The sequence below is a fragment of the Nitrosospira multiformis genome, from assembly GCF_900111585.1.
Classification (GTDB): Bacteria; Pseudomonadota; Gammaproteobacteria; order Burkholderiales; family Nitrosomonadaceae; genus Nitrosospira; species Nitrosospira multiformis_B.
In genome coordinates, this window is record NZ_FOHI01000001.1 from 394399 (window position 1) to 407683 (window position 13285).

Here is a 13285-nt window from a genome sequence, read left to right on the forward strand (position 1 = left end):
TGCAGCGAGGGGAGCGGTGTGGCTGGAGCTCCGTGCTTAGACGAATCGAGCGGGGGAGCAGTGGATGCCGGAGCAGACGCCACTTGGCCATGAGTTCCAGGCTCTGGAAAACATTATCCTTCCGAAAAACCTTCCTTTCCTTTATCTCGAAGTTCCTGCTCAAGCCATCCGATCAGGCTTTCAATCAACTGGTCGCTCGCCTCTGTAAGGGCTTTTACGGCACCCGCGGCATTTGCCGTCGGGGCGGGCAGCTCTACCCCAAAGCTACGCTGGGAAACTGCGTAACGGGTGGTGCGATCGATAAGGCTGGCGCGAAGTTGCACAATGGCGCTGCTCCGCGAAGGCGTATCGAACACCTGGGCAAATTCTTCGAGGTCGAGCCGCAATATATAATCTGCGCGCGTACCTTCGCCAGTGTTCATCACTCCCCGTTCATTAATGACGGCAATGCGTGTTCTGACGCGTTGCGTGAGTAACTTTGCAGGTGTGGAGGCCCAACGGCTGCTGCGATAAGCGAGAAATCGTGTGGGGTCATCGTAGGCTAGCCGGTAATGAATTGCCGTGCTATCGAGCCAGGCAGGTGCAATGGTCTCAGCGACCAGCAGACTTGTCCGCAGTTGCTTGTTTCCCCCCGCATCGCCCGCGCTGGGCTGGGCAGGGAAGGGCTGTAATCCAAAATCATATACCGCTACCGGTGCTGGATTACGAATAGCGGCGCATGCTGTCAGCGCTGCAATTGCCACTGCAAGAACCAAGTATTTTTTCATCTCATCTACTTCCTGGCGGTACAAAACCTGTCTCACCGGGACCCGGCGGCGGAGGAGGACGACCAAACAGCAGGCTTGCCGGTTGATCTTCCAGTTGGAGTAGCACCCGGTCGACACTGCGGGTGGTATTTTTGATCCCTTCCGTTGCTTCCCGCAATGACCGCATGGTTTCGCCCAGCTCTACCGTGGCTACGGAAAGGCCATCGATGGCTCCTCCCTGCCGGTTCAGCCTCGATGTGATCTGGTTGAGGTCGACTACAAGCTGGTCAGCATTTTTCATCACGGAACTTGCATCGGCAGCGAGCCCCGGGATTGCCTTGAGCCCCGGCTCCAACTGGTTGAGAACCCTGGACAGGCGGCCCGTCGCCTTTTCCGTATTTTCCAGTATATGCATGAATCGCGTCCGATTCTCGTCTTCGAGGAGGAGATTCATTCTTTCGATCAATACGCTGGCAGTACCGAGCAGGTGCTGGCCCGAACTGGTGATACTGTCGAATAAAGAGGGGCGCAGGGGTATTCGCGCGGGTTCATCCGAGTCAGTTTCCAATTGTTCGGCCTCGCCCTCCTCGTCATTCAGCTGCACGTATGCCAGGCCCGTCAAACCCTGATAACCCAGTTGGGCAAATGCATTCCGGGTCAAAGGCACGTTCTTGTCCACTGCGATCTGAACCAGAATCTTATGGGGATCCTTTTTATCCAGCTTGATGTTCTCGACTTTACCGACTGTTACTCCCCGGTAACGCACTGTTGCCTGAGAATTCAGGCCTGAGACCGGAACCTCCGACACGAGCATGTATTTGGCGCGCGTCATCGTGTCGCCCCCGAACCACATGATGGCAGCCGCCAGTGCTGTACCTAGAATAATTACGAATAAACCAGCCGCAAGGGCGTGGGCACGGTTTTCCATAATCGTCCCCCTATAAGATACTGTTGTTTTCCAACGTTTTCCTGCCGCGCACGCCGCAGAAAAAATTCGAAATGAAAGCGTGTTGGGTGTGTATTACCTCTCGCAGGGTTCCCAACGCTACCAGACGCTTGTCGGCCAGCACCGCGACACGATCGGAAAGCGCAACCAGCGTGTCGAGGTCGTGAGTCGCCATGACGATCGTAAATGTCAGTTCGGATTGCATCGTCTTGATGAGCTTGACGAATCCCTCACTGAGTTCCGGATCGAGCCCGGCCGTTGGCTCGTCCAGAAACAGGAGCTCCGGATCAAGCGCCATCGCGCGCGCCAAGGCGATGCGCTTGATCATGCCGCCGGAAAGCTCGGCAGGCATCTTGTTCGCATGGACAGGCGCGATTTCCACCATTTCAAGCTTGAGCATCACGAGATCGCGAATCATGTCTTCGTCCAGCGTGCGCAGCTCGCGCATGGGCAAGGCGATATTGTCATAGACCGACAAAGCGCTGAACAGCGCACCTTTCTGGAACAATACACCACAGCGGTTTCGCATGTTCTGTATCTGCTGGCGATTCCGGCCGCGCAACGGTTCTCCGAAAACCTTCACTGTACCTTGCGCGGGGGTTTCGAGGCCGAGCATCTGCCGCATAAGCGCCGTCTTTCCGCTACCCGAGCCTCCGACCAGCGTCAATACTTCTCCAAACTGCACGCAAAGTCCGATATTTTCATGCACGACGTGGTTGCCGAACTGGGTATACAACTCCTCCACCTCGATAATGCAGTTATTTTTCGGCATGCGACTCCCGCTTTATCTTAATCCCACATCCGAAAAGATCACGGCAAAAATTGCATCGATAATAATTACCACGGTAATGGATGTGACGACCGAGTTCGTTGTACCTTCGCCCAAGCTTTCCGTATTTGATTTGATCCTCAAACCGAAGTGGCAAGAAATCAAGGCAATTGCCATCCCGCATACAATCCCTTTCCCCAGTCCCAGCCATAAATTGGAAACGGCCACGGCATCCGGAAGCCTGCTCAAAAAAAACTTGTAGCCCAACCCAAGCTGGAGCTCGGCAACGGTCATTCCTCCTATCAGTGCAACAGCACTGGTCCATAGCACAACGAGTGGCATCGCAAGACCGAGGGCGATCACTTTCGGCAGGATCAGCCGAAGACTGTGGGGAATACCCATGACCGTCAGCGCATCCAGTTCCTCGGTTACCCGCATCACACCCAATTGCGCGGTCATCGATGAACCGGAACGGCCGGCAACCAGGATAGCGGCAAGCATGGGTCCAAGCTCCCGGATAACGCTGATGCCCAGGATGTTGACGATGAAGATATGCGCTCCAAATATTTGCAGTTGCCGGGAAGAGAGATAGCTCAATACTACACCGATGAGAAATCCCACCAGCGCCGTGATACCCAGCGCCTGCGCCCCGGTCCGGTACAGATTCGCGGAAATTTCGCGCCACGGTATTCGCGAGGGGCGGCCTGCCAGATACTTTATTTCCAGCACCAGTTGGCCCATCAGAATGACGAGGCCGACCAGATGCTCCCACAACAGGAAAACTGCTTTTCCCAGCACCATAATTGGCCACAGCCGATCCGGTGCTACTTTAGAAGGAGGAGTCCACGTTTCTTCCAGGCGATCGAAAAGTCTTTCATGCTCAGGTCTTAAAAACAGATACCGGGGCCGCTGATTACCCCAGCCCCGCCACAGGAGAACGGCTCCTGCGTCATCCATCCGGGCTATCTGTGTAAGATCCCATTGTAGTTCCGGTGTGGTAGCGTACTCGGAAAGCTCCGCAGCAATCGGTCGAATCCGCTCACCTAAAGCAGTGAGGGTGCAGTTCCCTTCAACAATCACGCGCGGAATCCCATCAGCACCGGTAACGCGGCGCAATACCATCGGTGAATTGCTGCCTTGAATCTCCGCCATCATGATTATCCTCAGGAAACACTTGCCAGGATAAGCTTTTCCGCTCTTCCTGGTGTCAACCTTTCCCGGTATTGGTTACTTTATCCCTCGTGGCGCAGTTTGTCCCTATAAAGTATAGCTGAACAGTTTCGCTGCAATACCACCCATTCTCCTAGTAAAACGCATTCGGGCTTTTCAGGCAAGCGAGGGGCGAACAGAAGCAGAAAGAGAAATGGCGAAGCTCATGGAAAGAAAAATGAATGCATACGTCTCCAACGAAAGCTTGAAGGGAAGCTGCGGTTTTTCTCCGCTTTGCTAGACAGCATGACCAGATGGACCCACTATTTGCCGAAATTTCTTACACTTGTACATCTTGAAAATAGGGGTTTACAGATAACCAGTTGTTTTAAAAATATTAAAACAACTGGCACGGCATTTGCTTAATATATTATTAGCTCCCTTTTAATAACAGGCGTACGAACGTGTTCCATGGCTTCAAAAGTGCCTGATCAACTTCAGGCAACGAGAGACAAGAAGCGAAGTGGGCAGTATACGCCTCGTCCCCGGCAGATTTCTCGAAGCTGAGTGATGGATAAATACAGAGGAGGGGGGCAGTAATAACAATAACTACGACAATAATAATAAATAGCAAATCAGGATCGGAGCAGTATCTTCTGAAGCTGAAATACAGCTCTGATTCTGATTATTTTTTCCTTATTACCCCGATCGGATGGATTCGTACGCGACCACTTTTCTGCTGCCGGACAACAGGTTTACCCCATTCATGAAGGATGGAGGGGAGCAAAGCGCGGCTCATCATTCGACATCATTCTTCATCGAATTTTCATATCGCCTGCTCTAATTCTACGCAGCTCGTTTGGTTTGATATGCTGGTTGCGTTGATGTAAGTGGGTCAAATTGAGCGCTTCGTTCGTATTTAAGCCTGACGACCAACCCAGCAAAGTTGGTGTCCTCGAAAAATTCTGCTACGCCGATATCTATCATGCCAACTGCGTAATCCTCTCGAAGATATTACCATCCTCGAAGATGCCTCCTTCATTATGAAAGAGCGCCAAGATGTACCGCAGCGATATCGCGAAATAACTTGGGAACTGCTGAACTGCTGAACAATCGTCCGTCGTGCCTATGAGGGTTTTGTTCAGCGCTTCCTCAGGCTAATGGTGGTCGTGAAAATGTTCTGCCGCTGGACCACCTGATGGGACATTTGACTGCTCTGTGAGGCGAATCTGGTAAGTGACATGGCAAGTGGAACACTTCATCATCGATTCGCTTAATTGCCGCAAGGTATGCCGCAGGTCTTTCCGGGACTCGGCATCAGCGGCGATTTCGTCGAACGCCTTATGCACGGACATGCCGAGCTGCATGAATTCCATAGGCAGCACTGACTGGAGATGATTTTCCCCCTTATGCGCCATACCCATACCCAGCGCGCGAGCATGCGCTGCTACCGCCAGCATGTCTTCCTTAGAGAGGGCCTCGAGAATACGTTGAGTTCCTGATAGCAAGGCGCGCATTTCCGTTAATATATGATCGCGCTGAAGCTCATTCAGCGTGAGGACCTGACGTTTGTCGATTTCACTGGCGGTGGCAGTAGCGACAATAAAAGCCAGTAGAACAGTAAAAACAGCCAAAATCTTTTTCAACTTGATCTCCCGTCCGTTCGGTTTCTACTCACTCACCTGTTATTGCGTCATGATTCCTGCAATCAGCTTTTACCGGGATTATCGCTCTAGTGCTGAGCTTGTCAACCGATAGCCACTCGAGATTCCTTACGTCCAGTTTCGCTGACCTGCCGCGCGTGCAGATCGTGCGCGTCGGAGCGGGTAATTTCAACTTCAATAAATTCACCCGGTTTTAATTTTTTTGCTTTGTCGATATAAACCAGGCCATCGATTTCCGGAGCGTCGGCAGTACTGCGGGCGACAGCCTTGTTTTTGCTTATGTCGTCTATCAGTACAATCATGCGTTTGCCGATTTTGCGGCCTAGGCGTTCAGCACTGATTTTTTCCTGTGTTGCCATGAAACGCGCCCGTCGCTCTTCTTTCACCTCTTCCGGCACAGGATCGGGGAGCGCGTTCGCCGCCGCACCTTCGACAGGTGAATAGGCAAAGCAGCCAACACGATCAAGTTGCGCTTCCTCAAGAAACTCCAGGAGTTGTTCGAATTCCACCTCCGTTTCTCCGGGAAAGCCGACAATGAAGGTACTGCGCAGAGTGATATCGGGGCAGACTTCACGCCATCGCCGAATGCGGGAAAGATTGTTTTCGGAGTTGGCCGGACGTTTCATCGCCTTCAAGATACGCGGACTGGCGTGCTGAAACGGCACATCGAGATACGAAAGAATTTTCCCCTCGGCCATGAGCGGAATCACTTCATCGACATGCGGGTAAGGGTAAACATAATGGAGGCGAACCCATACTCCTAATTCACCCAGCGCGCGCGCCAGTTCGGTCATCCGCGTTTTCAGCGGCCTGCCTTGCCAGAAACCGGGACGGTATTTGACGTCTACCCCATAGGCACTTGTATCCTGCGAAATGACGAGCAATTCCCTGACCCCTGCATTCACCAGGTTTTCCGCTTCCTCCATGACCTGATGGATGGGGCGGCTGACGAGGTCTCCGCGCATCGAAGGGATAATGCAGAAGGTACAGCGGTGATTGCAGCCTTCGGAGATCTTGAGATAGGCGTAATGCCGGGGTGTCAGCTTTATGCCTTGTGGAGGAATGAGACTGGTATAGGGATCGTGCGGCTGGGGCAGATGCATGTGGACCGCAGCCATGACTTCGGGCAGGGCGTGAGGTCCTGTCACCGCCAGTACTTGTGGATGGGCTTGCTTGACCACATCCCCGCCTTCTTTTGCTCCAAGGCAACCAGTGACGATCACCTTGCCGTTTTCCGCCAACGCCTCGCCGATAGCGTCGAGTGACTCTTCCACCGCGCTATCGATAAAACCACAGGTATTGACGACTACAAGGTCCGCATCCTCATAGGTAGAGGAAGTTTCATAGCCTTCGGCACGCAGCTGGGTAAGAATCTGCTCGGAGTCCACCAAGGCCTTGGGGCAACCGAGGGAGACAAAGCCGATACGGGGAGTCTGCTGTTTCAGAGATGCCATTTGATTTGTAATATCGCTTTTCCCATGGGAAAGTCAGAGTGAGAAGAATGATGTATTTTTGCAGAGACAAAATATCTGGCTGAGGATTCCCCGGAAGGTTGGGAATGCGCTTCAGGATTTTTGAGGAGTGAGAAGGGCTTGAGCAAATGAAGCTCACGCATGATGAGCAAACAGGTTTCCAGCTAACCAGATCGAGCTGATGCCGAGGGTGATGAGGGCGACCTGCTTGATGGTCGCGTCGATTTCCGGGCGCCTGTGCAAACCCGGTATGAGATCCGACATTGCCACATAAATCATGGCCGCTGCTGCGAGGCCCAGCAGCGACGGAATCAGGTGTCTCATATCCTGCAACATGAAGTAGGCCAACATGCTCCCAAGCAAGGTGGCCGCGCTGGACAACAGATTGAAAAGCAGTGCCTGTTTTCGGGTATAGCCGGAATTGAGCAGTATCAGAAAATCGCTGGCTTCCTGGGGAATTTCATGGGCAATGATGGCAATGGCGGTGACAATACCCAACTGTATGTCGGCCATGAAGGCGGCAGCAATCAGTATGCCGTCGACGAAATTGTGAAACGTGTCGCCCAGCATGATCATCATGCCGCTGCGGCCGTGGTCATGCTGATGTGTTCCGGCGGCGATTACGCTGCGGGTGGGATCATGAACTTCACATTCTTCCGAATGGCAGTGACGCCACAATACCAGTTTTTCCAGAATGAAGAATAGCAGGATACCGAACAGCACGGTGGCCGTCATTTGCCCCGGGTTTTTCGAAAGTTCGAGCGCTTCCGGTAGTGCGTTGAGGAAAGCGGCCCCCAATAGCGCTCCAATGGCATACGAGATCAATATCTGAACCCAGGAGGTGCGCGTGTTGAGCGTCAGCACGGCAGCGAACAATACGCTCAGGATACCCCCGAACAAGCTGGTGACGATGATCCAGGCAAAGGTCGACATCGATGCTATTGAGACACCCGCGGGAAAAGGCGCGATTATACGCTGTTGCGCCCAAGTTACGGTGACGGCGCGAGTGGATCCGGCCACAAGACCATTCCAACCGGCATATTATCGCCGTTATTGCTGCTGTTGCTGTACTGTCCGGACTCATGCCAGCCAGATCAGGGCGGCCATACGTCCTGTGCTGCCATCGCGCCGATAAGAAAAAAACCTTGCGGGATCGCTGAAAGTACATTCCCCTTCGCCATATACCTCGGTAATGCCGGCATTCTTCAACTGCTGCCGCGCCAGCAGGAAAAGGTCGGCATACCATTTCCCCTTATGGAGATCCGGGCGGAAGGCGAGGGTGGCTTCTTCATCGCGCTCGATAAAAGCCCGTCGTACTTCCTCCCCGACTTCGAAATGCCGTGGACCGATTGCCGGACCGAGCCAGGCCATAAGAGAAGTCGGATCTGTTCCCATCGCAGATATGGCCTGCTCCACGATTCCTCCGGCCAATCCGCGCCACCCGCCGTGAAGCGCGCCCACCGTGGTTCCTTCGCGATCACACAACAGTATGGGCAGACAGTCGGCTACAAGAATCGCGCAGATGTGACCGGAGCGCTGACTGAATGCAGCGTCGCCGCAGGATGAGGACGTGCAATCATTGCGGTCGATATGGATCATGCCCGTGCCATGCACCTGGTTCAGCCACCGAGGTTCGGCGGGTAAAAACCGCCGCAGCAGGGCGCGGTTTTGTTCGACCGCTCCCGTATCGTCACCCACATGGCCACCCAGGTTAAGGCTGGCATAAGGCCCATGACTCACTCCACCGTTGCGTGTAGTGAACAATGCTTTGACATTGGGCGGGGCAGGCCAGTCCGGAGTGATCCAGTCGTTCATTTGATCATGGTTGGAATTGCATGGGATTCTTTATCACGTGCTTTCCGAAGCATCAGCAGCAGATTGCTCATGTCTTCCGGCAATGGCGCTTCCCATCCCCTTCTCTGGTCGTTCTGCGGATGCGTCAATTCCAGCCTGTGGGCATGCAACGCTTGTCGGGGAAAAGTAGCTAACTGCATCGTCGCACTGCTGCCTTTTTTTGCTTTGCCGCCATACAACGGATCTCCCACCAGGGGATGGCCGAGAGACTGCATGTGCACGCGTATCTGATGCGTGCGCCCTGTCTCCAGGCTGCACCGGAGCAAGGTGCAATCGGTGAATTGCTCCAATACCTCGTAACGTGTGCGTGCTTCCTTTCCACTCGCGACTACTGCCATTCTGGTCCGCTGTATCGGATGGCGGCCGATCGGTGCGTCAACCCATCCGTGGGAGGAAACGCTGCCCCAGACCAGCGCCAGATAATCCCGCTTGACCATGCGCTTTTGCAACTGGCGCACCAGGCTGGTTTGGGCTTCCAGGGTTTTTGCCACCACCAGGAGACCGCTGGTTTCCTTGTCCAGACGGTGAACGATACCGGAGCGCGGTATGGCGCTCAATTGTGGAGAATGGTGCAGCAATGCATTGAGCAGGGTGCCCTGCCAGTTTCCGCTGCCGGGATGGACTACGAGCCCTGCGGGCTTATTGATGATAATGATGGCGTTATCTTCATGGACAATATCCAGTGCAATGGCTTCCGGCGCATGCGCAGTTTCAGCAGAATCACGTGCGGGATAGAGCTCGATCTTTTCCCCACCCCACACTTTCTGCCGGGGAATGCTGCATGCGCCATCTACGCTTACCCTCTTTTCCAGAATCCATGATTGCAGCCGACTGCGAGACCATTCGGACAATAGTTGCGCCAGGGCCTGATCCAGCCGGAGGCCGGCGCAATGGTCGGGAATGATCAGTTCCACAATCCTCCCGGGCGGCTCGGGCGTCGGATGCGCTGGTTCGAGCGCTATAGGCTTTGCGCTATAATGGTTATTCCTTTTTCCTGGCGCCGAACTCATCATGTTACGTAGTGTAGCTTTATTTTTCGTATTGCTGCTATCGGCATGCAGTCTGCTCCCCAAGGAAGCGCAGGACACCAAGGCCTGGTCTGCGAGTAAATACTATACCGAGGCAAAGTCGGAATTGAACGACGGCAATTATGCCGCCGCCATTAAACTGTTCGAAGCGCTGGAAGCGCGTTACCCTTACGGGCGCTATGCGCAGCAGGCGCAGCTGGAAATAGGCTATGCGCATTACAAGGATGGCGAGCAGGCGCTGGCGATTGCGGCTGCCGATCGTTTCATCAAGCTTCATCCAAACCATCCCAATGTGGATTATGCGTATTACCTGAAGGGTCTGGCGAATTTCAACGATGACCTGGGGTTGATGGGCATCGTCACGGAAAAAATTCTCAACCAGGACATGAGCGAGCGCGATCCCAAGGCATCGCACGAATCATTTGAAAATTTCAAGGAGCTGGTGAATCGTTTTCCCAAAAGCAAGTACGCGCCGGATGCAGTACAACGCATGAAGCATCTGGTCAACGTCGTAGCGCTGAATGAAATACAGGTGGCCCGCTACTATATGAAACGGGGAGGGTATGTTGCCGCAGCCAACCGCGCCCAATATGCCTTGAAGGAATATCCGCAAACACCGGCGACGGAAGAAGCCTTGTTCATCATGGTGAAGGCCTACGATGCCTTGGGCATGACGGATTTGCGCGATGATGCCGATCGTGTCATGAGAAAAAACTTTCCAAACAGCCGTTTCCTATCCGACTCGACGGGGATCAGCGGCGAGCCCTGGTGGAAATTCTGGTGATGTCAGCAATGCCACAATGTCACTGAGGCGGTTGAATAACTGAGTTGCAAAATTGAGGGCTAGGAACGTCTGAACAAGTTTCCCTGAGACGCGACGGAACTTTGCTGGATGGAATGCGCTAAAGGCAACGACGCAAATGGTGCGGCTTGGCAGCGGAATGCCGGCAATCAAGGTGGAGATTGCCGGCAACCAAGCTGGAGATGGAATCGCAGTCATCATCCTGATTTTGATAACAACGTACTCTGCGAAGCTTGTTCAGCGTTTTCCGGATGTAGTGCGACAACTTACCTCTGCGTCGTTCCCTTTATTTGTTCGAGTACGATCTGATCCAGCGCACTAGAAGTGCTCCTTGCCGTACAGCTTCCAGTTCCACCGGCAGCTTGGGTGCCTAGAACATTTGCGGCAATGTTACATACGGCGGCAGCTACAGAAACAGGTGCCTGCACAGTAACCGGGATCTGGCTGACATCAACATTGATGTTTTTCGCAATATTGTTCGCGACGTTTCTGATGTCCACACTGATCAGGCCAGACTGCGCTTGAGCAATTGTACTTGGTCCCATACTGAACAGTACAGCTGCGCCGATTCCTGCTAATACCTTTTTTACAGTCTTCATGATAAATCTCCTTTTCCCTCTCTTATATATAATTTTCCCTCTCTTATATATAAATATATAAAGATTTCTTAGCTATTCAAAAATCATAGCCAGGGATGCGGCTTCCAGGGCTTTTTTAGGTATAGCACCTCATACCCGGAGCGCAAGAGAACAATTCGAAATTATTTAGACTAGGACGCCAGGGGGTCGAGCGCTGATCTCTCCAGTATCGATTCCTCGCTCGTTACCTCATCCTGCAGGCGAATGGCGATAACGTCGCATTTCGCATGATGGAGAACGCTGTTTGCTGTCGATCCCAGCAGTAGTGCAAGGCCGTGGCGTCCGTGCGAGCCGACAATAATGAGGTCGACCTGTTCCTGCTCTGCTACGCGAACTATTTCCTGTGCGGGCACGCCCCATACCAGCCAGCGCTGGCGGACGTCCACTCCCAAACGGTCAGCCACTTGTTCCAGCTTCTTTTTTTCCGCTTCCAGCAACTCGTAAGCTGAATATTCCTCGAGGGGGACAATGGTTCCATAAGCCATATCAGGCATGGGAATGTTATCCAGCACATGAATAATGCTAAGCTTTGCCTGAAATGTTTCCGCCAGATACCTTGCTTTTCGGATAACGTGATTTCCGTGCTCCGAAAAGTCCACTGCCAGGAGAATATGTCTGTAGCTACCGATCATTTTCTTTATTCATATTCGCAGGGCGAACCTACCAAATATTGATCTCCGAGTCATCTCCGATGAGCTATTCCTGATAAGGCGCAAGGTTACATTACCTCAATTTCTGAACAGTGACAAACTCCGGAGGCAAGTTGATTCCAGCCTGTGGCTTCACCGCGCACCCGGAGAGTCATAAGCAAGCGGTGGTGAAGATTTCTGGGGAGCCTCGAGCATCGTTTTCAACACTTTCCAGACATTTTCCACGATTTTCTCCTGGGCCCGAGCAGTGGGATGTATCCCATCTGCCTGAAAAAACTCGCGTTTGTTACCAAAGCCATCCAGGAGGAACGGCACGAGTTTGATGTCGTGGCGTTTGGCGAGTTGAGGGTAAATATCCTGAAACTTTTGAGTATATGTTATGCCATAATTTGGCGGCAATTGCATTCCGGCCAACAGTACAGTGGCATTGTTCCGCTTGCAGGCTTCAATGATGGCTTCGAGATTGTCCCGGATGGATCCAATGGACGCCCCTCTCAGCCCGTCATTACCTCCCAACTCGACAATGACGATGTCAGGACGATGGGTCTTGAGCGCTTTCTCGATCCGGTTGCGTCCTCCCCATGCGGTTTCGCCACTGATGCTGTTATTGATCAGATATGTCTGAGATTGTGTTTGCAGCCGGTTCTTGAGCAGATTGACCCAGCTTGCATCCGGAGGCAAGCCATAACCGGCAGATAAGCTGTCGCCGAATACCATAACGGTCGTGGTCCCGGAGGTGGGTGCAGACGCTGGCCCGACGGTTGCGCCCAAAGTGGGGATAAAGAATGCCGATACCAGATAGAGAATAACCAGGAAATTTTTCATGACAGATAATGTTGTAGTACGGCCCATCGTGCAGGCGATTGGATTGACCAAGCAAGTGAATACCGGCGACGAACAACTCACCATTCTGGAGAACATCAATTTAAGCGTTAATGCTGGCGATTCCGTCGCCGTAGTAGGAGCGTCGGGTTCAGGAAAGTCGACATTGCTGGGGTTGTTAGCAGGATTAGATACTCCTTCAAGCGGTAAGGTTCACCTTGATGGCGAGGATATTTTTCTGTTGGACGAGGATGCGCGTGCGGCACTTCGCGGACGCATGCTGGGATTTGTCTTCCAGTCATTTCAACTGTTGCCGGCACTCACTGCGATCGAAAACGTGATGTTGCCCCTGGAGCTTGCAAATATATCGGATGCAGGCAGCGCATCGCGTGAATTGCTTGAACGAGTGGGGCTTGGACAGCGTCTAAAGCATTATCCGCGCCAACTCTCAGGAGGGGAGCAGCAACGCGTCGCCATCGCGCGCGCCTTTGTCACCCAGCCTCGACTGGTATTGGCGGATGAACCGACAGGCAACCTTGATTCCGCGACGGGCGCCCAAATCATAGAGCTCATGTTTGAACTGAACCGCGAGCGCGGGACAACGCTCATTCTGGTAACACACGATGAAGCCATCTCTAGCCGTTGTGCAGAGAGAATACGGCTTGCCGGAGGAATAATCGTAGATTGAAGAAGCCGAGAAGTATCTTCACGCTGCGCGCAATTGATAAGACGGTGCTTCCCGCTG

14 protein-coding genes are annotated in these 13285 nt (G+C 53.1%); 2 read left to right on the plus strand and 12 right to left on the minus strand.

Annotated features, from left to right (window positions below; translation table 11 throughout):
* Positions 1-113: 113 nt before the first annotated feature.
* The 9 genes from BMW46_RS01905 to rluD all read right to left on the minus strand — a co-directional run bounded on the left by BMW46_RS01905 (position 114) and on the right by rluD (position 9514).
* Complete coding sequence (locus BMW46_RS01905; RefSeq protein WP_074704017.1) at positions 114-767, minus strand: ABC-type transport auxiliary lipoprotein family protein; 654 nt, start codon at positions 765-767, stop codon at positions 114-116.
* 1 nt (position 768) lies between these two features.
* Positions 769-1674, minus strand: coding sequence for an MlaD family protein (locus tag BMW46_RS01910; protein WP_074704019.1), 906 nt, complete (start codon positions 1672-1674; stop codon positions 769-771).
* Between the two features lie 10 nt (positions 1675-1684).
* Positions 1685-2464 carry an ABC transporter ATP-binding protein gene (locus BMW46_RS01915; RefSeq protein ID WP_074704021.1) on the minus strand — a complete coding sequence of 260 codons (780 nt, stop codon included), beginning with the start codon at positions 2462-2464 and terminating at the stop codon, positions 1685-1687.
* 12 nt (positions 2465-2476) lie between these two features.
* Complete coding sequence (locus tag BMW46_RS01920) at positions 2477-3613, minus strand: MlaE family ABC transporter permease (RefSeq protein ID WP_074704534.1); 1137 nt, start codon at positions 3611-3613, stop codon at positions 2477-2479.
* Between the two features lie 1154 nt (positions 3614-4767).
* Positions 4768-5256, minus strand: a complete 489-nt coding sequence (locus tag BMW46_RS01925; RefSeq protein ID WP_074704022.1) for a phosphate ABC transporter permease family protein — start codon at positions 5254-5256, stop codon at positions 4768-4770.
* Between the two features lie 101 nt (positions 5257-5357).
* Positions 5358-6728 carry a 30S ribosomal protein S12 methylthiotransferase RimO gene (gene rimO / locus BMW46_RS01930; protein ID WP_074704024.1) on the minus strand — a complete coding sequence of 457 codons (1371 nt, stop codon included), beginning with the start codon at positions 6726-6728 and terminating at the stop codon, positions 5358-5360.
* Between the two features lie 153 nt (positions 6729-6881).
* Entirely contained in the window at positions 6882-7679 is a 798-nt protein-coding gene (locus BMW46_RS01935) for a ZIP family metal transporter (RefSeq protein WP_074704537.1), read from the minus strand.
* A 147-nt stretch (positions 7680-7826) separates the two neighbouring features.
* Positions 7827-8561 (minus strand): peptidoglycan editing factor PgeF, encoded by a 735-nt coding sequence (pgeF, locus tag BMW46_RS01940; protein WP_074704026.1) that lies wholly within the window; start codon positions 8559-8561, stop codon positions 7827-7829.
* Entirely contained in the window at positions 8558-9514 is a 957-nt protein-coding gene (gene rluD / locus BMW46_RS01945; protein ID WP_074704540.1) for a 23S rRNA pseudouridine(1911/1915/1917) synthase RluD, read from the minus strand. The genes pgeF and rluD overlap by 4 nt, the downstream gene beginning before the upstream one ends.
* 97 nt (positions 9515-9611) lie before the next feature.
* Here rluD and BMW46_RS01950 point away from each other — a divergent pair, with 97 nt between their 5' ends.
* Complete coding sequence (locus BMW46_RS01950; protein ID WP_074704028.1) at positions 9612-10412, plus strand: outer membrane protein assembly factor BamD; 801 nt, start codon at positions 9612-9614, stop codon at positions 10410-10412.
* A gap of 284 nt (positions 10413-10696) precedes the next feature.
* Here BMW46_RS01950 and BMW46_RS01955 read toward each other — a convergent pair whose 3' ends face one another.
* The 3 genes from BMW46_RS01955 to BMW46_RS01965 all read right to left on the minus strand — a co-directional run bounded on the left by BMW46_RS01955 (position 10697) and on the right by BMW46_RS01965 (position 12543).
* Positions 10697-11029: a hypothetical protein gene (locus BMW46_RS01955; protein WP_074704029.1), complete on the minus strand. Its 333-nt coding sequence runs from the start codon at positions 11027-11029 to the stop codon at positions 10697-10699.
* A 170-nt stretch (positions 11030-11199) separates the two neighbouring features.
* A complete protein-coding gene (locus BMW46_RS01960) occupies positions 11200-11700 on the minus strand; it encodes a universal stress protein (RefSeq protein ID WP_081355623.1) in 501 nt (166 codons plus the stop codon).
* 150 nt (positions 11701-11850) lie between these two features.
* The gene (locus tag BMW46_RS01965) at positions 11851-12543 is read right to left on the minus strand and encodes an arylesterase (protein WP_074704031.1); all 693 of its coding nucleotides are present in this window, start codon (positions 12541-12543) and stop codon (positions 11851-11853) included.
* Between BMW46_RS01965 and BMW46_RS01970 the strand changes: the two genes are divergently transcribed.
* Entirely contained in the window at positions 12542-13228 is a 687-nt protein-coding gene (locus tag BMW46_RS01970; RefSeq protein WP_074704033.1) for an ABC transporter ATP-binding protein, read from the plus strand. The two genes, BMW46_RS01965 and BMW46_RS01970, sit on opposite strands and share 2 nt — an antisense overlap.
* Positions 13229-13285 lie beyond the last annotated feature (57 nt).